Below are 25,098 nucleotides of genomic sequence, written 5' to 3' on the forward strand. Positions count from 1 at the left end.
TTTCCTCCTACCATTCTATCTTTACAAAGATGGTCACATTAGCGAAAAATGTTGTGAAGTTCGTAATCCATTCTCTCGAACTCTTTGGCTACCGAATGAATATTATCGACCGCTTGTTGAAAGGCAGTGGAAAATTGTTTCGTAAAATCTAACATTTGTTGATTCGCTTCTTGTGCTTTGGAATTAACAGATAGTGTTGTACGCGTCGCCTTTGTTATAGGACGATTTGTTGCACTTTGAATTGTATCCGAAGCTGCTCTCATCTGCGTAGCTATTTGTTGTGCCGATTGAAAATTACTTTGAAATTGTCCCATCGTATAAACCCTTTCTATATTTCTATGAACGTATTAAAGAAGGGGAGTGCCTAGTATGTATGTCCATTATCCTATTGCTCTTTATGGGAACCCTCCTGGGAAAATATTGCAGATATAATTATAACAATAAATGGTTAAAGTTTCCTCAAAAAAAATGTATTTTACAACAAATGTGTTTGTTATAGTTCTCAATAGGTAATGTAGTATAACGTAGAGGTAAAACACTAAGGGGAAATTAATAAATTGATGCTAATGACTTATATGTACAATTTAGGGAATTAAACAAATCTAATTTCTCATGTTGTTTACATATATAATAGAAGGTAATGAAAAAACTACACATTTTCATTGTCGCTACCATGTTGGCGTCAACCTAATGCGCCTAATGGCTACAAAAGACATTTACTTCGTACCATTCGGCCAAGATGCACCAGAGAAAAAACCGAACTCAATGGTAGCTCGTATGGAGTTACTTGAAGATACAGTATTAGAAGCGTTACAAGGAAAACAATTACAACCTGTTGTTGTAGAAAAATTCAGATATATGAATTAAAAAACGAAAAAAAACGTACAATTTTTGTTGAAACCATCATTCTTACTGTAGAATACGATAAAATTAACGTTATTAAGATTAGAGGGGGCATTGTAAGCTCCTTCTAATTCTAAGTTATAGAAGGATTGGTATCTAGAAAGGGGCATAGTGATGGAAAAGCAAAAAACTTTTCATGTCGCTGTAGTTGGAGCAACCGGCGCAGTTGGTGAACAAATGTTAAATACTTTAGAGAAACGAGAATTTCCAATTGGGAAGTTAACGTTACTTTCATCTAAACGATCTGCAGGTAAGAAACTTGTATTTAAAGGCGAAGAATTTACAGTTCAAGAGGCAACTCCTGAAAGTTTTGAAGGAGTAGATATTGCACTATTTAGTGCAGGTGGATCTGTATCGAAACAATTAGCGCCAGAAGCAGCAAAGCGCGGTGCAATTGTTGTTGATAATACAAGTGCATTCCGTATGACAGAAAACGTGCCACTTGTTGTACCTGAAGTAAATGAAAATGATTTAAAAGAACATAATGGTATTATTGCAAATCCAAACTGTTCTACAATTCAAATGGTAGTAGCTCTTGAGCCAGTTCGCCAGCAATATGGTTTAAAACGAGTAATCGTTTCCACATATCAAGCTGTATCAGGTGCTGGTGCGGCAGCTATTGAAGAACTTCATGAACAATCACAAGCAATCTTAAATGGCGAAGAAGTAAAGGCGAATGTTTTACCTGTATCAGGTGACGAAAAGCATTTCCAAATCGCTTTTAATGCTATTCCACAGATTGATAAATTCCAAGATAATGGATTTACATTTGAAGAAATGAAAATGATTAATGAAACGAAAAAAATTATGCATATGCCTGAATTAGAAGTAGCTGCGACATGTGTACGTTTACCAGTTGTATCGGGTCATTCCGAGTCTGTGTACATTGAAGTAGATAAAGAAGGCGTAACAGTAGAAGAAATGAAAAACTTACTTGCAAATGCAGAAGGTATTGTACTGCAAGATAATCCAGCAGAGCAGTTATATCCAATGCCAGCTACTGCAGTAGGTAAAAACGAAGTATTCGTTGGAAGAATCCGTAAAGATTTAAATAATGATAAAGGATTCCATCTTTGGGTCGTATCTGATAACTTATTAAAAGGCGCTGCATGGAATTCTGTTCAAATTGCAGAGCGCTTAGTAAAATTACAATTAGTGTAAACGGCTAAGAGAAGGTGCAAAATATGAAAATTATTGTTCAAAAATTTGGTGGAACATCAGTACGTGATGACAATGGGCGTAAGCATGCGCTTCACCATATAAAAAAATCGTTAGCTGCTGGTTATAAAGTAGTTACTGTCGTATCAGCAATGGGCCGTAAAGGTGAACCGTACGCAACTGATACGTTATTAAGTCTTGTAAATCAAGAGGAATCTAATATTTCTAAACGTGAGCAAGATTTATTATTATCATGCGGAGAATTAATCTCAGCAATTGTTTTCTCTAACATGTTGAATGAGAATGGTATAAAAGCAGCAGCATTAAATGGTGCACAAGCTGGTTTTGTAACGAATAATGACTTTACGAATGCTAAGATTATTGAAATGAATTGCGATCGTATACATGAAGAGTTAGCAAATGTAGATGTTATCGTCGTTACTGGATTCCAAGGTCAAACGAAAAATGGAGATACGACAACACTTGGCCGCGGAGGTAGTGATACTTCAGCTTCAGCATTAGGTGTTGCGCTTCATGCTGAATATATCGATATATTCACAGATGTTGAAGGTGTTATGACTGCGGATCCTCGTATCGTAAAAGATGCGCGTCATCTTCAAACTGTAACATATAACGAGATTTGTAACATGGCTTATCAAGGTGCGAAAGTTGTTCATCCGCGTGCGGTTGAAATTGCGATGCATGCAAAAGTACCACTTCGTGTACGTTCTACGTATTCTGATAGTGAAGGTACGCTTATTGCGGCATATGATGGTGCTACAAAAGGGCAGGATGTAGAAGAGCGTCCTGTTACAGGGATTGCCCATGTGTCAAATGTAACGCAAATTAAAGTGCTTGCAAAAGAAACTGCATATGATTTACAACAACACGTGTTTAAAGAAATGGCTAATGAAGGGATTAGTGTGGACTTAATTAACATTTCTCCTACCGGTGTAGCTTACACAGTAAAGGATAGTGTATCAGCGCGTGCAGTTGAGGTTTTAAAGCAACTTGGATATGATCCAGTTGTAACAGAGCATTGTGCGAAGGTTTCTATCGTTGGTGCTGGAATGGCAGGTATTCCAGGGGTTACAGCGAAAATTGTCACAGCTTTAGCGGAAAAAGGTATTCAAATTCTGCAATCAGCAGATAGTCATACGACAATTTGGGTTCTTGTAAAAGAAGCCGATTTAGTGGAGGCTGTGAATGCATTACATAGTGCATTTGAGCTTTCAAAAGAAAAGCAACTGGAACAATAAGGAGTGAGATCATGATAGATTTTGGGACAATTGCAACCGCGATGGTAACACCGTTTGATAAAAACGATAATATCGATTTTGCAAAGACAACGAAATTGGTAAATTATTTAATTGATAACGGTACAACAGCAATCGTGGTAGGAGGAACGACTGGAGAATCTCCTACATTAACATCAGAAGAAAAAGTAGCGTTATATCGCCATGTCGTATCTGTTGTCGATAAAAGGGTGCCCGTAATCGCTGGAACAGGTAGCAATAATACGCATGCTTCTGTTGATTTAACAAAAAAGGCAACTGAAGTTGGTGTTGATGCAGTTATGCTAGTGGCACCGTATTATAACAAACCGAGTCAAGAAGGGATGTACCAGCACTTTAAAACAATCGCTGAAAGTACGCCGCTTCCGGTAATGCTATATAATGTTCCAGGGCGATCTATTGTACAAATCTCCGTTGATACAGTTGTTCGTTTATCAGAAATAGAAAACATTGTTGCGATTAAAGATGCAGGCGGCGATGTGTTAACAATGACAGAAATCATTGAAAAAACAGCGGACGACTTTGCAGTATACAGCGGTGATGATGGTTTAACATTACCAGCTATGGCAATTGGAGCAAAAGGTATTGTTTCTGTAGCATCTCATGTTATCGGGAATGAAATGCAAGAAATGATTGCTGCATTCCAAGCTGGAGAGTTCAAAAAAGCGCAGAAATTACATCAATTACTAGTAAAAGTAACGGATGCACTATTTATGGCGCCAAGCCCAACACCAGTAAAAACAGCATTACAAATGGTTGGATTAGATGTAGGTTCTGTACGTTTACCACTTCTTCCATTAACGGAAGAAGAAAGAGTAACGTTACAATCTGTAATGCAATCTATTCCTCGTTAATAAAAATGACCTAGTGTGAAACTAGGTCATTTTTATTTTGACTAACTATATGTAAGTGGTGAAAATTAGCTATAGTTAATAGGCTGTAATAAGAAGGCGATGGCAGAGTGTAGGATTAGTTAGAAACGGAGTACAGAGATAAGATTTTTTTAGTGAATATCGTTTCATGTTTATGTAAAGAACTTACATGAATATTTTTCCATTAAACTCCTATTACGTAGGAAAAATAGTGAGTATGATATGAAAATCCCCCCCGAAAATTACAGCCTCACTTTAGCGTCTTCTCTTGTCTTTCGCATAATTTAACTTGTGTTCTATTTCTTGTATCAGGTATAATATGGCTAAGTAGCTTAGTACGGGTATGCTTAGCAAAATTGGTAAAAATTACGATTCAATGAAATTTTCATATCATATCGAATAAGATATTTGATTTATATAATGAAAGAGAGGTGAAACCTGGTTTAAAAAATTAACAAGGACATGATATCGCATAACGGTAAGGACATTCGTCTTGGACGGTGAATATATGGTGGTTGTAGAGTTTCCCCTGGTGTCTCTGCAATTTTAGTGAAATCAGTGTTTGCAAGATTTTTAAACCAGGCAACAACATGAAGAGAAAAGAGAATGAGTCTGTTAAAGTATTTGCGCTTGGCGGAGTAGGTGAAATCGGAAAAAACATGTACTGTGTTGAAATTGATTCTGAAATCTTTATTGTAGATGCAGGATTGATGTTCCCGGGAGATGAAATGTTTGGGATTGATATTGTTATTCCTGACATTACATATTTAGTAGAAAATCAAGAGCGAGTAAAAGGACTATTTATTACCCATGGTCATGAAGATCATATTGGTGGAATTGTTTATGTGCTTCGTAAATTATCTATTCCAGTATATGCGACGAAATTAACGGTAGGACTTATACAAGAAAAGCTTGGCGAAGCAGGAATGTTAGGCCGTGTAGACTTACAAACAATTGACTCGAATTCAACAGTAGAGTTTAATTCAACAACTGTGTCATTCTTCGGAACGACACATAGTATTCCGGATTCTGTGGGTGTTTGTTTCCATACATCAAAAGGTGCTGTAGTATATACAGGAGACTTTAAATTTGATCAAACTCCAATCGGAAATAGTGGAGCAGATATTGGGAAAATGGCGCAAATTGGAAATGAAGGCGTGCTTTGCTTGTTATCTGATAGTACAAACGCTGAACGTCCTGGTTATACAGGTTCGGAAAAAGAAGTTGGTATAGAGATTTCTAAAGTATTCTATAGTTCAGAAGGACGTATTATTGTTGCTTCATTTGCCTCCAATGTACATCGTATTCAACAAGTGTTTGATGCAGCTGCTGAAACTGGAAGGAAGGTAGCAGTAGTAGGACGTAGCATGGTAAAAGTGGTAGATATTGCAAGACGTCTTGGTTATTTAGATGTTCCAGAAGGTATGGTTATTTCATTACAAGAAATAGACAATTTCCCGGAAAAAAAGGTAGCTATTTTAACGACTGGTAGTCAAGGGGAACCGATGGCAGCCCTTTCTAGAATGGCGAAGCAAGCTCACAAACAAATTTCAATTCGTAAAGGTGATACTGTTATTATTGCAGCTTCTCCAATTCCAGGAAATGAAATATCTGTATCAAAAATTATTGACTTGTTATTTAGAGCTGGTGCTGAGGTTATTTATTACGGTGAAAGAAAAGTTCACGTTTCAGGTCACGGTAGCCAAGAAGAATTAAAGCTGATGATAAATTTAATGAAGCCGAAGTATTTTGTACCCGTACATGGTGAGTTTCGTATGCAAAAAGCACATGCATATTTAGCGGAAGATGTAGGTATTACGAGAGAGAATATCTTTATCGTAGAAAAAGGTGATGTAATTGCTTTTGGTGACGATGAAGCAAAATTAGTTGGTAAAGTGCAAGCTGGCAATGTTTTAATTGATGGATTAGGTGTAGGTGACGTCGGTAACATCGTTCTTCGAGATAGAAAGATGTTATCTCAAGATGGAATTTTAGTTGTTGTTGTAACACTAGGTAAGGATGAAAAGAAAATAATCTCTGGTCCAGAAATTATTTCACGCGGCTTTGTATATGTTCGTGAATCAGAAGCATTAATCGAACGATCCACAGATATTGTACGTATGATTGTTGAACAATCAATTAAAGAGTATACAATTGAATGGTCTATGTTGAAACAAAATATTCGTGAATTATTAGGCCAGTTCTTGTACGAAGAAACGAAGAGAAAGCCAATGATTTTACCGATTATTATGGAAGTATAAAGAAGGTCACCTTTACAGGTGATCTTTTTCTTTTTTAACCCTATCGAATGAAATTTATAACTTAAGAAATAATAGTTATATACGAGTGAAAGGGGATGCGATATGACAGAACGTGATCGTTATACAAATGAAGAAAAAGAAGCTGAGCCGAAAGAAGTTCCAAAAGAGGCTTCTATAGTGGAGAAAATTCAGCAACTTGGACAGACGAATGTACCACAAATGAATGAATCGCGTATTCATTGCTTAACAATTGTTGGGCAGGTGGAAGGTCATATTCAGTTGCCACCACAAAATAAAACAACAAAATATGAACACATCATTCCGCAAATTGTCGCGATTGAACAAAATCCAAAAATTGAAGGTTTACTGTTAATATTAAATACAGTTGGAGGTGACGTTGAAGCTGGGTTAGCGATTTCTGAAATGGTGGCTTCGCTTTCAAAACCAACTGTATCTCTTGTTTTAGGAGGAGGGCATTCAATCGGTGTACCGATTGCGGTCTCGACTAATTATTCATTTATTGCCGAAACAGCGACGATGACAATTCATCCGATTCGTTTAACAGGTCTTGTTATAGGTGTGCCGCAAACATTTGAGTATTTGGATAAAATGCAAGAAAGAGTCATTCGATTTGTGACAAAGCATTCGAAAGTAACGGAAGATCGTTTTAAAGAGCTTATGTTTGCAAAAGGGAATTTGACGCGAGATATTGGGACGAATGTAATAGGTGGAGATGCAGTGAAGTATGGTCTTATAGATGGTGTCGGTGGTATTGGTAGCGCACTTCGAAAATTAAACGAATTAATTGATGAACGCATGGATAATAGTGCAGAAGGGACAATGCTACAATGATTTTATATACAATTATGCCGGAGCAACTTGTGTATCCGGCCGATTATTCACAATGCGAAAGCCAAAAAGTTGTGAATATAAATGGCGTGGAATTAGTGGTTTCTGAGGAGGATAATCAATGTTACTCTATTGTACGTGTATTAAGTACGAATCCGTCTCACTACCTAGATTTTGAGCCTGGACAGAAAATTACCTTTTAGCAAAAAGAAGGATTTTGTTTAGGAGCTATGGTATAATATACAAAACAAGACGGTTGAGCAGCCATGAGTAGGCTGCTTTCTTCTGTTTATTTAACATTTTACAAGAAGTGTAAAAATAGAAGATATAAAGACCTGAAAAATAGAGAGAAAGACATATAAGTAGAACTTTTTTATAAGGAAGTTGTACTTAATTTTTAGAACACGAGGTGAAGAAATGGCAAAACAAAAGCAAAGAGGGACGAAGGCAAAGGCAAGACGTACGATAAAGCCAACTTTGTATTATGAAATCGTCGGGTTGACTCTTTTTGCACTTTCAATTATTACGATTTTACAGCTAGGTGTTGTAGGTAAATCGTTTGTGTTATTTTTTCGCTTCTTCTTTGGTGAGTGGTACATAATTGGTGTGTTAGGTGTAATAGCTTTATCTGTTGCATTTGTAATAAAGCGTGGATGGCCAAACCTTTTAAATAAACGGTTAATAGGTGTTTATTTAATTGTACTAGCAATATTAATGTTTAGTCATATTACATTATTTAACCTTCTTACGAAAGATGGAGCTGTGCAAAATACTTCTGTAATTGTTAGTACAAAAGATTACTTCTTCCTTGAAATGAAAAAGGGCCCGGATAGTGTTCATTTAGGTGGTGGTATGTTCGGTGCACTGATGTTCGCAACGTGCTACTTCTTATTTGACGAAGTAGGGGCATATATCATTGGAATTATTTTAGTTATTCTTGGAATACTTTGTATAACAAATAAGCACATTGGAGAAGTACTTGCTCCGGTAGGGAGAATTCTTAGAAGTCAATTTCAAGTAATGCAAGGGGATTATAAAGATTGGAAATCTCAAAGGGTCGCCGAGCAAACTGAAAAGAAAAAAACAACAAGAAGCAAGAGACGTGAACGTGTTGCTGAACAAGAAGAAGCTATTGAGCCAGTAGAAGAAATAGAAATTGGTCCACCAATTATTTCAAATTTTACTGAGAATTATCCAGTAAGTGAAGAGACGGAAAAGCAGATAGAAGAAAATGATTTAATCACTCCTCCGTTTATTGAAGAGGCAGTTCCACCTACGCCAGAAGAACAATCTCAAAAGAAACGAGGAGAAAAAATCGTTGAATCGCTAGAAGGTGAAACGAAAGCACCTCCTATGCAATTTTCTAATGTGGAAAATAAAGATTATAAGCTTCCTTCGCTTGATATATTAAAGTTTCCCCAAAATAAGCAAGTTACAAATGAAAATGCGGAAATTTATGAAAATGCTCGTAAATTGGAACGTACATTCCAAAGTTTTGGTGTGAAAGCGAAAGTAACAAAAGTACATAGAGGTCCTGCAGTTACGAAGTATGAAGTGTATCCTGATATGGGAGTAAAGGTAAGTAAAATTGTTAGTTTAAGTGATGATTTGGCGCTTGCTTTAGCAGCGAAAGACATTCGTATTGAAGCACCTATTCCCGGGAAATCAGCTGTAGGGATTGAGGTTCCGAATTCAGAAGTTTCTATGGTAACGCTGAGAGAAGTTCTTGATTCAAAGGCGAATAACCACCCAGAAGAGAAGTTATTAATCGGTCTTGGACGTGATGTTACAGGAGAGGCTGTATTGGCACGATTAAATAAAATGCCCCATTTATTAGTAGCTGGTGCGACTGGTAGTGGAAAGAGTGTATGTATTAATGGAATTATTGTAAGTATTTTAATGCGTGCGAAACCGCATGAAGTAAAATTAATGATGATTGATCCGAAAATGGTAGAGTTAAATGTATATAACGGTGTTCCGCACTTATTAACACCAGTTGTAACTGATCCGAAAAAAGCGTCACAGGCTTTGAAGAAAGTTGTGAGTGAAATGGAGCGTCGTTATGAATTATTTGCGCATAGCGGTACGCGTAACATTGAAGGGTATAACGATTATATTAAAGAACATAATAGCCAATCGGAAGCGAAACAACCTGAATTACCATATATTGTGGTAATTGTGGACGAGTTAGCTGATTTAATGATGGTTGCTTCTTCGGATGTAGAAGATGCGATTATGCGTTTAGCACAAATGGCACGTGCTGCTGGTATTCATTTAATTATTGCGACTCAGCGTCCGTCAGTTGATGTTATTACGGGTGTTATTAAAGCGAATATTCCATCGCGTATTGCATTTGCTGTATCTTCCCAAATAGACTCTCGAACGATTCTTGACGGTGGTGGTGCAGAGAAGTTGCTAGGTCGTGGAGATATGTTGTTCATACCAATTGGTGCATCGAAACCTGTTCGTGTACAGGGGGCGTTTTTATCAGATGATGAAGTTGAGAGAGTCGTAGAATCTGTTATTGCGCAGCAAAAAGCGCAATATCAAGAGGATATGATTCCACAAGATGTTCCTGAAACAAAGCAGGAAGTAGAAGATGAATTATACGATGAAGCGGTTCAGCTTGTAGTAGAAATGCAAACAGCATCTGTTTCTATGTTACAACGTAGATTTAGGGTAGGATATACGCGAGCAGCTCGTTTAATTGATGCCATGGAAATGAATGGTGTAGTAGGTCCTTATGAAGGTAGTAAACCAAGGGGAGTACTCATTAAAGATGTGCAAGAAAAAAGTTCTTAAAAAAAGCCTAATTGTTTTTACAATTAGGCTTTTTTATATGCTGTTTTTGTTATATACTATAGTCAATAGAAAAGAAAGTGCTTACATAACGGAGGGCTCTTTAGAATACGAATGCTTATCGTTTTGATTTTCTAAACGTTCGATATTTAATGTAGAAAAATGTTGAATTCTGTTGACACATATGGGAGCAAGTGGTAAGATTACTTCGAAAAGAACCACTACCTCATATAATCTTGGAGATAAGGTCCATAAGTTTCTACCTGGCAACCATGAATTGCTAGACTATGAGGGGAAAAGTGTGTAACAAAGGATGTAAGGAATCTTTGTGCCGAACTTTTTCTCGATATGAGGAATGTTTATGGTGCAAAGTTTTTTTTATGGAATAAAGTGTGAAAATTTCATCTTGAAAAATTATTAATATTTATTCGATAATTACGCTTATTTTTAGTATTTAGTAATTTATACTATGTTGTAAGTTGAAAAAAGAGAAAAGAAGTCTTACATCAGAGGTCGAATAATTGAAATGCGGGGGAGTCTTATGTCAGTAAAATCCGATAGTCGTCACCTATATTTGCGGGTGATTGATCACATCAAAGGAAAAATTAAAGATGGGGCTTACAAAGAAAAACAAAAGTTACCTTCAGAGTTTGATCTAGCGAAAGAACTTGGTGTAAGTAGGGCAACTTTAAGGGAAGCACTGCGTATTTTAGAAGAAGAAAATGTTGTTATTCGTAGACATGGTGTAGGGACATTTGTAAATGCGAAGCCGTTATTTTCTTCTGGAATAGAGCAACTTTCTAGTATTACAGATATGATTTCTAGTGTGGGGAAAACACCAGGAACAATCTTTTTATCATCATCTACAACAACTTTAACAGAAGAAGAAAAAGAGAAATTTGATTGTGAAGATGGTTTTAGCGCAGTAATGATTGAACGTGTTCGTACAGCGGATGGGGAACCAGTTGTATATTGTATTGATAAACTGGCAAAAGAGATATTACCAGATTTATCGGGATACAATGAGGAATCGCTGCTTACAGTAATACATAATAATACGCACAAGCGTATCACGTACGCAGTTGCTCACATTGAACCGATTGGTTATCACCCGAAAATTTCACCGATTTTAGAATGTGAACCTGAAACGGCACTGCTAGTTTTAAAACAAATGCACTATGATCAAAATGATGAGCCAATCTTATATTCTATTAATTACTTTAGAGCTGATAAGTTTAGCTTCCACGTATTAAGAAAGCGTATGTAGGGAAGTTCCTTTTTAGGGAGGTGACAGCAAGAAGTAAGGGACAGCAGCGTATGAATCATTAGACAAAACATTTCAGGAGGGGTTTCTAGTATGAAGAAAAAAACAGGTCTTTTATTATCGTTAACGTTAGCGGCAAGTACAGTGTTAGGTGCATGTGGTAACTCGGATAAAGCGGATAGTGACAAAAAAGGGGATAAAGAGTTTAAGGTTGGTATGGTTACAGATGTTGGGGGCGTTGATGATAAATCATTCAACCAATCAGCTTGGGAAGGTTTAACGAAATTTGGTAAAGACAACGATTTAAAGAAAAATGAAGGATATCGTTACCTTCAATCAAGTAAAGATGCTGATTACATTCCGAATTTAACGAAATTTGCGAAAGATCATTATAATACAACGTTTGGTATTGGATTTTTAATGCAAGACTCGATTGAAAAGGTTGCAAAACAATATCCGAAAGAGCAATTTGCAATTGTAGATACTGTTGTGAAAGAACCGAATGTAACAAGTATTACATTTAAAGACCATGAAGGTTCATTCCTAGTTGGTGCTGTAGCAGCAATGACAACAAAATCAAATAAAGTTGGATTTGTTGGTGGCGTGAAGAGTCCATTAATTACAAAATTTGAATCAGGTTTCAAAGCTGGTGCAAAAGCAGTAAACCCAAATATCGAAATCGTATCACAATATGCTGATGCATTTGATAAGCCAGAAAAAGGATCTATATTAGCTTCAGCGATGTACGGTGGAGGCGTTGACGTAATTTACCATGCTTCAGGTGCAACTGGTAACGGTGTATTCACAGAAGCGAAAAACCGTAAGAAAAAAGGTGAAAATGTTTGGGTAATCGGTGTTGACCGTGACCAAAATCAAGAAGGTATGCCTGAAAACGTAACTTTAACTTCTATGGTGAAACGTGTTGATATTGCAGTTGCAAAAGTAGCACAAGAAGCGAAAGATGGTAAGTTAAAAGGCGGTAAAGTAGAAGAGTTTGGTTTAAAAGATGATGGTGTTGGTATCTCGAAATCAACTGATAATGTGAAAAAAGTAAACCCAGAAATTTTAACAAAAGTAGAAGAGTTTGAGAAGAAAATCACTGCTGGTGAAATTAAAGTACCTGCGACTGATGATGAATATAAAGCATACGAAGCTGCTCTAAAGAAATAATGATAGAGCAATAGCAAAGGTTAGTTCTTAGAACTAACCTTTGTATATATAAAAATACTTTTAATAGAGTGTAATTAGGGAGTGTTCCCTGCTAGAAGGAGGAACAAAATGGAATACGTAATTGAGATGAACAATATTACAAAAGTATTCCCAGGCATTGTAGCGAATGATGATATTACGCTGCAAGTAAAACAGGGAGAGATACACGCTTTACTTGGAGAAAATGGTGCAGGGAAATCAACGTTGATGAATGTACTGTTCGGTTTGTATCAACCAGAACAGGGCGAAATTAAAATTAAAGGAAACCCTGTAAAAATTACAAATCCGAATATAGCAAATGACCTTGGAATTGGGATGGTCCATCAGCACTTTATGCTTGTTCATAATTTTACAGTTACAGAGAATATCATTCTTGGAAATGAGCCGAAGAGAAAAGGGAAAATAGCTGTTGAAGAGGCTGCAAAAGAAATTAAACAATTATCTGAACAGTACGGTTTAGCTGTTGATCCAAATGCAAAGATTGAAGATATTTCGGTTGGGATGCAGCAAAGGGTTGAAATATTAAAGACGCTTTATCGTGGTGCGGAGATTTTAATATTCGATGAACCGACTGCAGTGTTAACTCCTCAAGAAATTCATGAGTTGATTCAAATTATGAAAAAGCTTGTGCAAGAAGGAAAATCTATCATTCTTATTACACATAAATTAAAAGAAATTATGGAAGTTTGCGATCGTTGCACAATTATTCGTAAAGGTAAAGGAATTGGTACAGTTGACGTTGCGAAAATGGATGAACATAAACTTGCAGAATTAATGGTCGGACGTCAAGTGAATTTTAAAACAGAAAAAATAGGGGCCAAACCGAAAGAGGAGGTTCTGTCTGTTGCGAATCTTGTCGTTCATGATGCACGCCAATTACCTGCTGTAAAAGGCCTTGACTTAACTGTTCGTGCAGGAGAAATCGTTGGTATTGCAGGGATTGATGGAAATGGACAAAGTGAATTAATAGAGGCAATTACTGGTTTACGAAAAGTTGAGTCAGGTTCTATTGCAATTAAAGGAAAAGAAATAACGAATTGGCCTGTTCGAAGAATTACAGAGGAAGGAATTGGTCATATTCCAGAAGACCGTCATAAACACGGGCTTGTGCTTGATTTTTCTGTTAGAGATAATATAGTTTTGCAAACGTACTATAAAAACCCATTCTCAAAGAAAGGGATTTTAAACTTTAGTAAAATCACACAAAAAGCAAAAGAGCTTATTGAACAGTTTGATGTACGTACACCTAGTGAACAAACCTTAACTCGCGCACTATCTGGTGGAAACCAGCAAAAGGCAATTATCGCACGTGAAGTGGATCGTAATCCGGATTTATTAATTGCGGCACAGCCAACACGTGGTTTAGATGTAGGTGCGATTGAATTTATTCATAAAAAATTAATCGAGCAGAGAGATAATGGGAAAGCAGTATTACTTCTATCGCTAGAACTGGATGAAATTTTGAATGTAAGTGATCGAGTTGCTGTTATATATGAAGGGAAAATTGTAGCAATTGTCGATGCGAAAGAAACAAATGAACAACAGCTTGGTTTGTTGATGGCTGGCGGAACGGAGAAAGAGAAGGTGAATACAAATGGCTAAAAAATTTTTAACGGAGCGAACAATTAACATTTTAGTTCCTGTATTATCCGTTATTTTTGGTTTACTTGTTGGTGCCATTGTAATGTTAGTTAGTGGATATGATCCAATTGTTGGGTATGCAGCGCTTTGGGAAGGAATGGTTGGAAATCCGCAAGCAATTGGTGAGACATTACGTACGATGATTCCGCTTGTGTTAGCAGGACTTTCTGTGGCATTTGCATTCCGTACAGGTCTTTTTAACATCGGAGTAGAGGGGCAATTATTAGTTGGTTGGCTTGCTGCTGTTTGGTTTGGATATGCAGTATCATTACCGGCAATTTTACATATTCCGTTGTCAATTTTAGTAGCGGCGATAGCTGGTGGTTTGTGGGGATTTATCCCGGGATATTTGAAAGGGAAATTTAAAGTAAATGAAGTAATCGTAACAATCATGATGAATTATATTGCACTTTATGTGACGTATGATTTAATTAAGCGCTTTTTACATGAGGCGAATGAGAAATCGTATGACATAAAATCTAGTGCTTCTTTATCTTCTGAATGGTTATCTTCTTTAACGGATGGTTCTCGTTTACACTGGGGAATTATCGTAGCGATTTTAATTGCGATTATTATGTGGTTCTTATTGGATAGAACGACATTGGGATACGAATTGAAATCTGTTGGATTTAATCAACATGCTTCTCAGTATGCGGGGATGAAAGTTTCTCGAAATGTTGTGCTATCTATGACGATTGCGGGTGCGTTTGCAGGGATTGGTGGTGCTATGGAAGGGCTTGGTACATTCCAAAACATGACAGCGATGTCTTCGTTTACAGGTATTGGATTTGATGGGATTGCGGTAGCTCTTCTTGGAGGGAATAATCCATTTGGTATATTATTATCGGCTTTACTGTTCGGTGGTTTGAAAAGTGCAGCCCCACAAATGAATTTTGAAGCAGATGTACCTTCTGAGTTAATTAATGTTATTATCGCATGTATTATTTTCTTTGTTGCTTGCAGTTATGTTTTACGCTGGGCACTTACACGCATGAGCAAGGAGGGAAAATAAATGAGCTTTTTAGATGTTTTAGCCATTCTTGTGACTGGTACGTTATATACGGCAGCGCCACTTATTTTTACGGCGTTAGGTGGAGTGTTCAGTGAACGTTCTGGAGTTGTAAATATAGCATTAGAAGGTTTAATGTTATTTGGTGCATTTACTGGTATCGTTACAACGTTATTAATGGGTGATACGTGGGGAGCAATGACTCCTTGGATTGCACTATTATTTGCAGCTATTGGTAGTGGGTTATTTGCACTTCTTCACGCAGTAGCATCCATTACATTCCGCGCGGATCAAGTAGTAAGCGGGGTAGCGATTAACTTTTTGGCCCTCGGTTTAACAGTATTTGCGATTAAGAAAATCTTTGGTAAAGGACAGACTGATTTTATTCAATACCGAATTGAAAAAATCGATGTTCCAGGACTTTCGGATATTCCGGTAATCGGGAAAATCTTTTTCTCAAATGTACCGTTAACATCGTATATTGCTATTATTTTAGCTTTTGTTGTTTGGTACATTATTTATAAAACGCCGTTCGGTCTTCGTCTTCGTGCTGTTGGTGAACATCCAATGGCAGCAGATACGATGGGGATTAATGTATATAAAATGCGTTATATTGCAGTTTGTATATCTGGAATGTTTGCAGGAGTGGGTGGTGCGGTCTTCGCAATGTCGATTTCTGGTAACTTCTCAGGTGCTACAATTACTGGACAAGGTTTCTTGGCGCTAGCAGCTATGATCTTTGGTAAATGGAATCCACTTGGTGCTCTTGGAGCAGCGCTGTTCTTCGGATTTGCTCAATCACTTGGGATAACAGGTGGTACCATTCCTGTATTAAAAGAAATTCCAAGTGTATTCTTAACGATATTACCGTATGTATTTACAATATTAGCACTTGTTGGTTTTGTAGGACGATCTGAAGCTCCGAAAGCATTAGGAACGCCTTATGAAAAAGGAAAACGATGAGTATTTAGAAAGTATAAGAAAAGCTCGCACATTAGTGCGGGCTTTTTTACATAGAATATATTTAATACGGAATTTTACTATGTTCCTTACATATTAAAGTTTTTAGAAAGAATCAAATGTAAGCATAATAAGGAAGAAAAGTTGATTTTTTATTTCTAAAAACTGTATATTGAAGAGGAATATTCCTACATACGTAAAGGAGGGCTATTAATGAAACTAATGGAACAGCAACTGCATGAATTAGGTGGCTTGCGAGTACATATTATTCCGACTGATAAATTTAAAACAAATACCTTTGTATTTCGTTTTAAAGCACCTTTAAATGAGGAGACGGTGACAGAGCGTGCTCTATTGCCGTACGTATTGCAAAGTGCGACAGAAAAACTGCCTTCTGTAATTCGTCTTCGTCAATATTTAGAAGAATTATATGGATCTTCTTTAGCGGTAGATGTAAGTAAAAAAGGGGAAGACCATATCATCTCTATTTATGTAGACATTGCAAATGAAACATATTTACGCGATGCACCACCGTTATTTGAAAAGGCGCTTTCTATGTTATCTGATATTGTTTTACATCCAGCGACAGAAGGGGACGGTTTTCTATCTTCTATTGTAGAAAGTGAGAAACGAGCACTCTTGCAACGAATTGAAGCTACTTATGATGATAAAATGCGTTATGCAAACGAGCGTTTAATTGAAGAAATGTGCAAAGTAGAACCATATCGCTTAAGTGCAAATGGGAAAAAAGAGAGTGTTGCTTCTATTACAAATGAAAGTTTGTATCAATATTATCAAAAAGTGTTAGCTGAAGATGAAATGGATTTATATATCATTGGTGACATTTCAGAAGATGCTGTGGAGCTTATAAATAAGTATTTTTCGATTTCACCTCGCGCTAGGAAAGAAAGAAATGTACTTCTTCATAAACGAAATAATGAAGAAAAAGAAATTGTTGAAAAACAAGAACTAAAGCAAAGTAAATTAAATATCGGCTATCGCACATTCATTACGTATAAAGATGAAGATTATTTTGCATTACAATTGTTTAACGGATTATTTGGAGGGTTTTCTCATTCGAAGTTATTCGTAAATGTCCGTGAAAAAAATAGTTTAGCGTACTATGCAGCATCGAGATTTGAAAGTCATAAAGGTTTGCTCTTCGTTATGTCTGGGATTGAAGCGAAGAACTTTGAAAAAGCTGTTGAAATAATTAAAGAACAGATGAAAGCAATGCAAAGTGGTGATTTTTCAGAGGAAGAGATTCAGCAAACGAAAAGTGTAATTCAAAATCAAATCTTAGAGGCAATTGATACACCACGTGGTTTTGTTGAAATGCTTTATCACGGGGTGATTTCAGAGCGTACGCGTCCAGTTGAAGAATGGCTAACGGGCATCGAAAGCGTGACGAAAGAAGAAATTGTGAAAGTTGCTAATAATATTGAACTAGATACAATTTACTTTTTACATGGAACGGAGGGAGAATAAATGGAGAAAATTGTGTATGAGCAATTAAAAGAGACGCTATATTATGAAAAACTTCCGAATGGATTAGACGTATATATCTTACCGAAACAAGGCTTCAACAAAACATTTGCAACATTTACGACGAAGTACGGCTCTGTTGATAATACATTTGTTCCGCTTGGAAAAGAAGACATGACTCGTGTACCAGATGGAATTGCTCATTTCCTTGAGCATAAATTGTTTGAAAAAGAGGACCATGACGCGTTTCAATTGTTTAGTAAACAAGGTGCTTCAGCGAACGCTTTTACATCTTTTACAAGAACCGCTTATCTCTTTTCCTGTACATCAAATGTAGAAAGCAATTTAAATACGTTGTTAGACTTTGTACAAGAACCGTATTTCTCTGAAAAAACGGTTGAAAAAGAAAAAGGTATTATCGGTCAAGAAATTCAAATGTACCAAGATAACCCAGACTGGCGTTTATACTTTGGGTTAATCGATAGTTTGTTTGTGAAACATCCAATTAAAATTGATATTGCAGGGACGATTGAGTCTATTAGTAAAATTACAAAAGACCTACTGTATGAATGTTATGAGACTTTTTACCATCCAAGCAACATGTTATTATTTGTTGTTGGAGCGATTGATCCTGAAAAAACAATGGATTTAGTTCGTGAAAATCAAGCGAAAAAAGATTACGAAAATCAACCGGAAATTGTTCGTTCTTTTGAAGAGGAACCAGAAGAAGTAAATGAAAAGAAAAAGATTATTTCAATGCCAGTCCAAACTCCAAAATGTTTAGTTGGTATTAAGGCAACGAATTTAAAAGAAAAAGGGCAAGCCCTTTTAAAACAAGAAATTGCGCTTACATTACTTTTAGATTATTTATTTGGAAAAGGGTCAGTTCATTACGAATCTTTATATAATGAAGGTCTTATTGATGATTCGTTCTCGTATGACTATACAGAAGAAAATAACTTCGGTTTTGCAATGGTTGGTGGAGATACGAAGCAACCTGATGAATTGGCAGAACAATTAAAAGGTATTTTACTACAAACGAATTATGATCAGTTAGATGAGAATGCGCTGGAACGGGTGAAGAAAAAGAAAATTGGCGGATTTTTACGATCGTTGAATTCACCTGAATATATTGCAAATCAGTTTACACGATATGCGTTTAATGAATCTAGTTTATTTGATGCTCTTACAGTGTTAGAAGGATTAACTGTTCAAGACCTACAACAAGCAGCAAAAACATTATTAATTGAAGAGAAAATGAGTGTCTGCCAAGTGTTACCAAAAAAGTGAAGTAATATGTGAATGAAAAACGCAGTATCTATATCCCTCATCTAACGTTTGGTTATTGCCAAATGGTAAGATGAGGGTATTATTTATTTATACATAAAAGATAAGAGAGGGAATTTATGAAAAAGTATGCATTAGTAACTGGAGGAAGCGGAGGGATTGGCTCTGCTATTTCGAAGCAGTTAATTGAGGATGGTTACACAGTCTATATTCATTACAATAAAAGCGAAGAGAAGGTAAAGGAGTTACAAAAGGAATTTGATGTAGTGATTCCTGTGCAAGCAAATTTAGCTTCTATCGATGGAGCGGAGAAATTGTGGGGACAAATCGAACATCCTATTGATGTTATTGTATACGCAGCTGGAAAGAGTATCTTTGGATTAGTAACAGATGTTACTAATGAAGAATTAGATTATATGGTGGAGCTTCAAGTAAAGAGTTTATATAGACTTCTATCGATGGCACTTCCACCAATGATTGGGCGGAGAAGTGGTAATGTTGTCATTATTTCATCTATTTGGGGGCAAATAGGAGCGTCTTGTGAGGTGCTGTACTCAATGGTAAAAGGTGCACAAAATTCATATGTGAAGGCTTTAGCGAAAGAAGTTTCTTTAAGTGGATTGCGCGTTAATGCGGTAGCGCCAGGTGCGATCGAAACAGAAATGTTACATGTATTTTCAGAAGATGATAAAAATGAAATTGCTGAAGATATTCCATTAGGTAGAATAGGACTACCCGAAGAGGTAGCAAAAACAATCTCTTTCCTTGTTTCGCCAGGAGCTTCTTATATTACGGGGCAAATTATTGGAGTCAATGGCGGTTGGCATTGCTAAAAATTTCTTACATAAAAAATAAAAAAATGCACAAATTAAGCATGATTATATTACTAAAATAGTGAGGTGCTTAAACATGTCAGTGTTAGATAATTTTGATCAGTGGAAGAGCTTTTTAGGAGAACGTTTAGAACAAGCGGGGGGAAAAGGGCTTGATGGTGGTGCCGTATCAGATATGGCATTTCGTGTTGGTGATTATTTAGCAAATGAAGTAGAAGCGCGCAACGATCAAGAAAAATTATTGTCTGAGCTTTGGAAAGTTGCTGATGAACAAGAGCAACATACAATCGCAAATTTAATGGTGAAGTTTGTACAACATAAGTAAAAGTAGAGAGGAGAAGCTCCTCTCTACTTTTTTTGTATAGTAATTAGGAGGAATAGATTATACATTTAGCTTCCCTATTAAGGTGAAATCATATAATATAGTACGTAGGTGTAAAGTAAGCGTAGGGGAGTGATCTTGGATGATTGAATGGTATTTTGAATATGAAATACATAAAAACCGACCTGGCTTACTTGGTGACGTTTCTTCGTTAATCGGTATGCTTGGCATCAATATTGTCACAATTAATGGTGTAGATAATGCACGACGTGGACTTTTGCTTATGTGTGATAATCAAGAACAAATCTCTAGACTTGAATCAATTTTAAATACGATGGATAATATAACGGTAACGAAATATCGTCCGCCAAAGCTTAGAGATAAGCTAGCAGTTAGACATGGTAGGTACATACAACGAGATGCAGATGATAAGAAAACATTTCGATTTGTGCGTGATGAATTAGGATTGCTTGTAGACTTTATGGCGGAGATAATGAAAAAAGAAGGTCATAAATTAATTGGGATACGAGGAATGCCTCGTGTCGGAAAAACAGAATCTATTGTTGCCGCAAGTGTTTGTGCAAATAAGAGATGGTTATTCGTATCATCTACTCTCATTAAGCAAACTGTTCGTAGCCAATTGATTGAAGATGAGTATAGCGACGATAATATTTTCATACTAGATGGAATTGTGTCGACAAAGCGTGCCAATGAAAGACACTGGCAGCTCGTTCGTGAAATCATGAGATTGCCTGCAACGAAAGTTGTGGAACATCCGGATGTGTTTGTGAGTCAGTCAGAATACACATTGGATGATTTTGATTATATTATCGAATTGCGTAACGATTATGATGAAGAAATTCAATATAATTTAGTAGATGAAATTGAGCAAGGTACGAAAAACAATTTCTCTATGTTCGACTTTTAAAGAAATATTGAGGTGTTAGTAGTGACGGAATTAGGACAAAAGCTGACAGAAGCAAGAGAAGCGAAAGGCTTATCTATTGATCAGCTGCATGAGATTACAAAAATTCAAAAACGCCATTTAGTAGCGATTGAAGAAGGCAATTATGATGTGTTGCCAGGAGCTTTTTATGCGCGTGCATTCATTAAACAATATGCAGATGCTGTTGGATTAAATGGAGAGGAACTGCTTGTAGAATATCAGAGTACGATACCACAATCTGAAAATCGTGAAGTTCCACAAGTATCAACTGGACAAAAAACACAAGAAACAATGCAAAAATCTTCATCATGGCCAATTGCAGATCATATGCCAAAAATTTTGATTGTGTTGTTAGTAATCGCATTTGGAGTGGTAGTCTGGTTTGTTATTCAAGCGTTAACTGGAAAAGATGATAGACAAGTTCCGAATGCTCAAAGTGAGAAAATTGAAGTTCAAAAAGCAAAAGATTCTCCGCTAGATACGAAGAAAGATGAAGTGAAAGCGGAAGAACCAAAAAAAGAAGAGCCAAAGAAAGAAGAGCCAAAGAAAGAGGAACAACCAGTGCAACCAACTGGACAACAAGAAGTGAAGGTAGTTGGAACGAGTGGTAAGGTATCTACTTTGGAAATTCATAATAATAAAACATTAGAACTGGAAATTTCAGCGAAGGGTGCAAGCTATGTAGATGTTAAAGATGATGCGGGTAACGAAATTCTAAACACTACAGTACAAAGTGGTCAAACAGAAAAACGTGATTTATCAACAGTAAAAGAAGTGCGGCTTAATATTGGAAGTGCACCGAATGTTGAAATTAAACTGAATGGCCAAGTGGTTACTTTCCCATTAGATCCAGAAAAAGAATATCACCAAAGATTGGTGATAAAAAACCAAGGGATAGGGCAACCTGCGCAATAACAGTCATCGCTTCGATGACTTTTTTCAATGAACAAATGTTTTTGACATGATGGAGGAATAGCTGTGAATTTACCAAATAAAATTACAATATCTAGAATCTGCTTAATTCCAATTTTTATGGTAATTATGCTAGCGCCCTTTAACTGGGGCTCATATACAATTGGTGATGTCAATTTACCAATTCAACATTTAGTAGGAGCACTAATCTTTATAATTGCTGCAGCTACAGATTGGATTGATGGATATTATGCAAGGAAATATAATCTTGTAACGAATTTAGGGAAATTTCTTGACCCGTTAGCAGATAAATTACTTGTTTCTGCAGCACTTATCACATTGGTAGAGATGCAATATGTACCTGCTTGGATCGTTATTGTAATTATAAGCCGTGAGTTTGCAGTAACAGGTTTACGCCTTGTGCTTGCTGGGACAGGGGAAGTAGTTGCAGCAAATCAGCTAGGGAAAATTAAGACATGGACACAAATTATTGCGATTGCAGCATACTTATTACATGATGTACCGTTAAGTTTACTTCATATTCCAGTTGCAGATATTTTCATATGGATTGCATTATTCTTTACCGTTATTTCAGGATGGGATTATTTCTGGAAAAATAAAGATGCTTTTGTAAACTCAAAATAGAAGTTTATGGGGGAATTGGGATGAATGCTGAAATTATTGCGGTTGGAACGGAATTATTACTTGGACAAATTGCAAATACAAATGCCCAGTTTTTATCTGAAAAGTTAGCTTCAATCGGAATTAACGTGTACTACCATACTGTTGTTGGGGATAATAACAAGCGATTACAGAAGGCAATTGAATTGGCTGAAGAACGAGCTGATATGCTCATTTTTACAGGTGGATTAGGACCGACAAAAGATGATTTAACGAAAGAAACAATAGCATCTAATTTAGATGAAGAGCTTGTGTATGATGAAAAGGCATTAACATCGATAAGCGATTATTTTAAGCGTACAGGCCGTGAATTTACGGAGAATAATAAAAAGCAGGCGCTCGTTTTAAATGGATCGACTGTATTTGCGAATGATCACGGTATGGCGCCTGGTATGGGGTTAAATAAGAACGGAAAAGTTTATATTTTATTACCAGGACCACCAAAAGAAATGAAGCCGATGTATATAAGTTACGTAGAGCCTTTTTTATGTAAGTTTACAACGGGGGAAAATATTTATTCTCGTGTTCTTCGTTTTTTTGGTATTGGGGAATCTCAATTAGAAGTGAAAGTTCAAGATTTAATTGATGGTCAAACGAACCCAACCATTGCACCACTCGCAAATGATGGAGAAGTGACATTACGTTTAACTGCCAAACATCAAAATGCTGATGAGGCGGAGAAACTGATTCAGCATGTGGAAGATTTGATTTTAGAAAGAGTAGGAGAATTTTTCTACGGATATGACCAAGATTTCCTTCATTACAAGGCAATAAGGCTATTGAAGGAAAAAGGGTTAACTTTAGCATGTGCAGAAAGTTTAACAGGTGGTCTTTTTGGAAATCAAGTAACAGAAAATGCTGGCGTCTCGTCTGTATTTAAAGGCGGTGTCATTTGTTATCAAAATGATGTGAAGCAACAAATTTTACATGTGCCTGAAGAAGTGTTACGCACTGACGGCGCGGTTAGTAAACAGTGTGCTCGTTATCTTGCTGAAAATGTAAAGAAACTGTTAAAAGCAGATATCGGGATTAGTTTCACTGGGGTGGCAGGACCGGATGCTTCAGAGTATAAAGAACCAGGAACCGTATTTATTGGATTGGCGATTAAAGATGAACCAGCTGTAGTCTTCTCGCTTAATTTAAGTGGAAGTCGTCAACAAATTAGAGAACGCTCTACAAAATATGGATTTTATCATTTATTTAAAAAGCTAGAAGAGATATAAATTTCTTCTAGTTTTTTTTGTTGGAAAACCTAGTTTTATTCGATCTAAAATAAAAAAATCGAATAAATGTTCGATTTTTGTTGGCAAATTGAATTGAAAATAGGTATAATAAGATTAGCAATTTAGTTAAGGAGGAATTTTGAATGAGCGATCGTCAAGCGGCATTAGATATGGCGTTAAAACAAATAGAGAAGCAATTCGGTAAAGGTTCAATTATGAAATTAGGAGAACAAGCGGAGCGTAGAATTTCTACAATTTCAAGTGGTTCTTTAGCACTTGATGTGGCACTAGGGGTAGGCGGATACCCACGTGGTCGTGTTATTGAAATTTATGGACCTGAAAGTTCAGGTAAAACAACAGTTTCATTACACGCAATCGCGGAAGTACAGCGTCAAGGTGGACAAGCAGCGTTCATTGATGCGGAGCATGCAATGGATCCTGTATATGCACAAAAATTAGGTGTTAACATAGATGAATTACTATTATCACAGCCTGATACAGGGGAGCAAGGACTAGAAATCGCAGAAGCACTTGTACGAAGTGGCGCGGTTGATATTATCGTAATTGACTCTGTAGCAGCTCTTGTACCGAAAGCTGAGATCGAAGGGGACATGGGTGACTCTCACGTTGGTTTACAAGCACGTTTAATGTCACAAGCACTTCGTAAACTTTCAGGTGCAATCAACAAATCAAAAACAATCGCAATCTTTATCAACCAAATTCGTGAAAAAGTTGGGGTTATGTTCGGGAACCCAGAAACAACTCCAGGTGGTCGTGCGTTGAAATTCTATTCAACTGTCCGTCTTGAAGTACGTCGTGCTGAGCAATTAAAGCAAGGTAATGACATCGTTGGTAATAAAACGAAAGTAAAAGTAGTTAAAAATAAAGTAGCACCGCCATTCCGCGTTGCTGAAGTTGATATTATGTACGGAGAAGGTATTTCAAGAGAAGGTGAAATCTTAGATATGGCTTCTGAACTTGATATCGTTCAAAAGAGCGGTGCTTGGTACTCTTATAATGAAGAACGCTTAGGGCAAGGTCGTGAAAATTCGAAGCAATTCTTAAAAGAGAATACGGATTTAAGAGAGGAAATTGCCTTCTTTGTTCGTGAACATCACGGAATTGGTGAAAACTCTGGTGTTGAAGACACGGAAGATTCAACTCGTCAAGATTAAAAAATAAAAGACAC

At 36.7% G+C, this 25,098-nt stretch carries 22 protein-coding genes, 1 pseudogene and 1 riboswitch; of the genes and pseudogenes, 22 read left to right on the top strand and 1 reads right to left on the bottom strand.

Features of this window, described 5'->3' with window-relative positions:
- Nucleotides 1-38 precede the first annotated feature (38 nt).
- On the bottom strand, nucleotides 39-314 hold the full coding sequence (locus tag AB3X48_RS00775; protein WP_016105960.1) for a TIGR04197 family type VII secretion effector: 276 nt from the start codon (nucleotides 312-314) through the stop codon (nucleotides 39-41).
- Between the two features lie 364 nt (nucleotides 315-678).
- Between AB3X48_RS00775 and spoVFB the strand changes: the two are divergent.
- The 22 genes and pseudogenes from spoVFB to recA all read left to right on the top strand — a co-directional run.
- Nucleotides 679-867: pseudogene (gene spoVFB / locus AB3X48_RS00780) on the top strand (dipicolinate synthase subunit B); the annotation flags it as partial.
- 150 nt (nucleotides 868-1,017) lie between these two features.
- Nucleotides 1,018-2,064 carry an aspartate-semialdehyde dehydrogenase gene (gene asd / locus AB3X48_RS00785; RefSeq protein ID WP_002014577.1) on the top strand — a complete coding sequence of 349 codons (1,047 nt, stop codon included), beginning with the start codon at nucleotides 1,018-1,020 and terminating at the stop codon, nucleotides 2,062-2,064.
- 23 nt (nucleotides 2,065-2,087) lie between these two features.
- Complete coding sequence (gene dapG / locus AB3X48_RS00790; protein ID WP_002160751.1) at nucleotides 2,088-3,320, top strand: aspartate kinase; 1,233 nt, start codon at nucleotides 2,088-2,090, stop codon at nucleotides 3,318-3,320.
- 11 nt (nucleotides 3,321-3,331) lie between these two features.
- Nucleotides 3,332-4,210 (top strand): 4-hydroxy-tetrahydrodipicolinate synthase, encoded by an 879-nt coding sequence (gene dapA, locus AB3X48_RS00795; RefSeq protein ID WP_002160752.1) that lies wholly within the window; start codon nucleotides 3,332-3,334, stop codon nucleotides 4,208-4,210.
- Nucleotides 4,211-4,818: 608 nt separating this feature from the next.
- Nucleotides 4,819-6,489, top strand: coding sequence for a ribonuclease J (locus AB3X48_RS00800; RefSeq protein ID WP_016105958.1), 1,671 nt, complete (start codon nucleotides 4,819-4,821; stop codon nucleotides 6,487-6,489).
- Nucleotides 6,490-6,591: 102 nt separating this feature from the next.
- Nucleotides 6,592-7,341 (top strand): translocation-enhancing protein TepA, encoded by a 750-nt coding sequence (tepA, locus tag AB3X48_RS00805; RefSeq protein WP_002146116.1) that lies wholly within the window; start codon nucleotides 6,592-6,594, stop codon nucleotides 7,339-7,341.
- Nucleotides 7,338-7,541, top strand: coding sequence for a YlzJ-like family protein (locus AB3X48_RS00810; RefSeq protein WP_002111349.1), 204 nt, complete (start codon nucleotides 7,338-7,340; stop codon nucleotides 7,539-7,541). Before tepA ends, AB3X48_RS00810 begins: the two co-directional genes overlap by 4 nt.
- 214 nt (nucleotides 7,542-7,755) lie before the next feature.
- Nucleotides 7,756-10,140, top strand: coding sequence for a DNA translocase FtsK (locus AB3X48_RS00815; protein ID WP_002160753.1), 2,385 nt, complete (start codon nucleotides 7,756-7,758; stop codon nucleotides 10,138-10,140).
- Between the two features lie 203 nt (nucleotides 10,141-10,343).
- A riboswitch (purine riboswitch) is annotated at nucleotides 10,344-10,445 on the top strand.
- Nucleotides 10,446-10,678: 233 nt separating this feature from the next.
- Entirely contained in the window at nucleotides 10,679-11,404 is a 726-nt protein-coding gene (locus AB3X48_RS00820) for a GntR family transcriptional regulator (RefSeq protein ID WP_002160754.1), read from the top strand.
- 90 nt (nucleotides 11,405-11,494) lie between these two features.
- Nucleotides 11,495-12,571: a BMP family lipoprotein gene (locus AB3X48_RS00825; RefSeq protein ID WP_002111345.1), complete on the top strand. Its 1,077-nt coding sequence runs from the start codon at nucleotides 11,495-11,497 to the stop codon at nucleotides 12,569-12,571.
- A gap of 108 nt (nucleotides 12,572-12,679) precedes the next feature.
- Complete coding sequence (locus AB3X48_RS00830; protein WP_002111344.1) at nucleotides 12,680-14,212, top strand: ABC transporter ATP-binding protein; 1,533 nt, start codon at nucleotides 12,680-12,682, stop codon at nucleotides 14,210-14,212.
- Nucleotides 14,205-15,263 (top strand): ABC transporter permease, encoded by a 1,059-nt coding sequence (locus tag AB3X48_RS00835; protein ID WP_002111343.1) that lies wholly within the window; start codon nucleotides 14,205-14,207, stop codon nucleotides 15,261-15,263. The genes AB3X48_RS00830 and AB3X48_RS00835 overlap by 8 nt, the downstream gene beginning before the upstream one ends.
- Nucleotides 15,264-16,223, top strand: coding sequence for an ABC transporter permease (locus AB3X48_RS00840; RefSeq protein WP_002111342.1), 960 nt, complete (start codon nucleotides 15,264-15,266; stop codon nucleotides 16,221-16,223).
- Nucleotides 16,224-16,433: 210 nt separating this feature from the next.
- The gene (yfmF, locus tag AB3X48_RS00845; RefSeq protein WP_016105957.1) at nucleotides 16,434-17,708 is read left to right on the top strand and encodes an EF-P 5-aminopentanol modification-associated protein YfmF; all 1,275 of its coding nucleotides are present in this window, start codon (nucleotides 16,434-16,436) and stop codon (nucleotides 17,706-17,708) included.
- Nucleotides 17,709-18,995, top strand: coding sequence for an EF-P 5-aminopentanol modification-associated protein YfmH (gene yfmH, locus AB3X48_RS00850; RefSeq protein WP_016105956.1), 1,287 nt, complete (start codon nucleotides 17,709-17,711; stop codon nucleotides 18,993-18,995).
- Nucleotides 18,996-19,111: 116 nt separating this feature from the next.
- Nucleotides 19,112-19,825 carry an elongation factor P 5-aminopentanone reductase gene (gene ymfI / locus AB3X48_RS00855; RefSeq protein WP_016105955.1) on the top strand — a complete coding sequence of 238 codons (714 nt, stop codon included), beginning with the start codon at nucleotides 19,112-19,114 and terminating at the stop codon, nucleotides 19,823-19,825.
- A 76-nt stretch (nucleotides 19,826-19,901) separates the two neighbouring features.
- Nucleotides 19,902-20,150 carry a DUF3243 domain-containing protein gene (locus AB3X48_RS00860; protein WP_000114449.1) on the top strand — a complete coding sequence of 83 codons (249 nt, stop codon included), beginning with the start codon at nucleotides 19,902-19,904 and terminating at the stop codon, nucleotides 20,148-20,150.
- A gap of 139 nt (nucleotides 20,151-20,289) precedes the next feature.
- On the top strand, nucleotides 20,290-21,075 hold the full coding sequence (locus AB3X48_RS00865; RefSeq protein ID WP_002066761.1) for a DUF3388 domain-containing protein: 786 nt from the start codon (nucleotides 20,290-20,292) through the stop codon (nucleotides 21,073-21,075).
- A 21-nt stretch (nucleotides 21,076-21,096) separates the two neighbouring features.
- Nucleotides 21,097-22,008 carry a helix-turn-helix domain-containing protein gene (locus AB3X48_RS00870; RefSeq protein ID WP_016105954.1) on the top strand — a complete coding sequence of 304 codons (912 nt, stop codon included), beginning with the start codon at nucleotides 21,097-21,099 and terminating at the stop codon, nucleotides 22,006-22,008.
- Nucleotides 22,009-22,071: 63 nt separating this feature from the next.
- A complete protein-coding gene (gene pgsA / locus AB3X48_RS00875) occupies nucleotides 22,072-22,650 on the top strand; it encodes a CDP-diacylglycerol--glycerol-3-phosphate 3-phosphatidyltransferase (protein WP_246907747.1) in 579 nt (192 codons plus the stop codon).
- Nucleotides 22,651-22,670: 20 nt separating this feature from the next.
- On the top strand, nucleotides 22,671-23,909 hold the full coding sequence (locus AB3X48_RS00880) for a competence/damage-inducible protein A (RefSeq protein WP_016105952.1): 1,239 nt from the start codon (nucleotides 22,671-22,673) through the stop codon (nucleotides 23,907-23,909).
- A gap of 143 nt (nucleotides 23,910-24,052) precedes the next feature.
- Complete coding sequence (gene recA / locus AB3X48_RS00885; protein ID WP_002014599.1) at nucleotides 24,053-25,084, top strand: recombinase RecA; 1,032 nt, start codon at nucleotides 24,053-24,055, stop codon at nucleotides 25,082-25,084.
- The last annotated feature ends 14 nt before the right edge of the window (nucleotides 25,085-25,098 follow it).

This window comes from Bacillus sp. S4, assembly GCF_040838205.1.
Lineage (GTDB): Bacteria > Bacillota > Bacilli > Bacillales > Bacillaceae_G > Bacillus_A > Bacillus_A cereus_U.

Excerpts from the sequence above, each read along its gene's own strand:
- AB3X48_RS00825 (WP_002111345.1), top strand. The coding sequence starts at position 11,495 with ATGAAGAAAAAAACAGGTCTTTTATTATCGTTAACGTTAGCGGCAAGT.
- recA (WP_002014599.1), top strand. The coding sequence starts at position 24,053 with ATGAGCGATCGTCAAGCGGCATTAGATATGGCGTTAAAACAAATAGAG.
- AB3X48_RS00810 (WP_002111349.1), top strand. The coding sequence starts at position 7,338 with ATGATTTTATATACAATTATGCCGGAGCAACTTGTGTATCCGGCCGAT.
- AB3X48_RS00865 (WP_002066761.1), top strand. The coding sequence starts at position 20,290 with ATGATTGAATGGTATTTTGAATATGAAATACATAAAAACCGACCTGGC.
- AB3X48_RS00800 (WP_016105958.1), top strand. The coding sequence starts at position 4,819 with ATGAAGAGAAAAGAGAATGAGTCTGTTAAAGTATTTGCGCTTGGCGGA.
- AB3X48_RS00775 (WP_016105960.1), bottom strand. The coding sequence starts at position 314 with ATGGGACAATTTCAAAGTAATTTTCAATCGGCACAACAAATAGCTACG.
- AB3X48_RS00860 (WP_000114449.1), top strand. The coding sequence starts at position 19,902 with ATGTCAGTGTTAGATAATTTTGATCAGTGGAAGAGCTTTTTAGGAGAA.
- AB3X48_RS00820 (WP_002160754.1), top strand. The coding sequence starts at position 10,679 with ATGTCAGTAAAATCCGATAGTCGTCACCTATATTTGCGGGTGATTGAT.
- dapG (WP_002160751.1), top strand. The coding sequence starts at position 2,088 with ATGAAAATTATTGTTCAAAAATTTGGTGGAACATCAGTACGTGATGAC.
- yfmH (WP_016105956.1), top strand. The coding sequence starts at position 17,709 with ATGGAGAAAATTGTGTATGAGCAATTAAAAGAGACGCTATATTATGAA.
- AB3X48_RS00840 (WP_002111342.1), top strand. The coding sequence starts at position 15,264 with ATGAGCTTTTTAGATGTTTTAGCCATTCTTGTGACTGGTACGTTATAT.
- AB3X48_RS00830 (WP_002111344.1), top strand. The coding sequence starts at position 12,680 with ATGGAATACGTAATTGAGATGAACAATATTACAAAAGTATTCCCAGGC.
- asd (WP_002014577.1), top strand. The coding sequence starts at position 1,018 with ATGGAAAAGCAAAAAACTTTTCATGTCGCTGTAGTTGGAGCAACCGGC.
- dapA (WP_002160752.1), top strand. The coding sequence starts at position 3,332 with ATGATAGATTTTGGGACAATTGCAACCGCGATGGTAACACCGTTTGAT.
- AB3X48_RS00815 (WP_002160753.1), top strand. The coding sequence starts at position 7,756 with ATGGCAAAACAAAAGCAAAGAGGGACGAAGGCAAAGGCAAGACGTACG.
- yfmF (WP_016105957.1), top strand. The coding sequence starts at position 16,434 with ATGAAACTAATGGAACAGCAACTGCATGAATTAGGTGGCTTGCGAGTA.
- tepA (WP_002146116.1), top strand. The coding sequence starts at position 6,592 with ATGACAGAACGTGATCGTTATACAAATGAAGAAAAAGAAGCTGAGCCG.
- AB3X48_RS00880 (WP_016105952.1), top strand. The coding sequence starts at position 22,671 with ATGAATGCTGAAATTATTGCGGTTGGAACGGAATTATTACTTGGACAA.
- AB3X48_RS00835 (WP_002111343.1), top strand. The coding sequence starts at position 14,205 with ATGGCTAAAAAATTTTTAACGGAGCGAACAATTAACATTTTAGTTCCT.
- ymfI (WP_016105955.1), top strand. The coding sequence starts at position 19,112 with ATGAAAAAGTATGCATTAGTAACTGGAGGAAGCGGAGGGATTGGCTCT.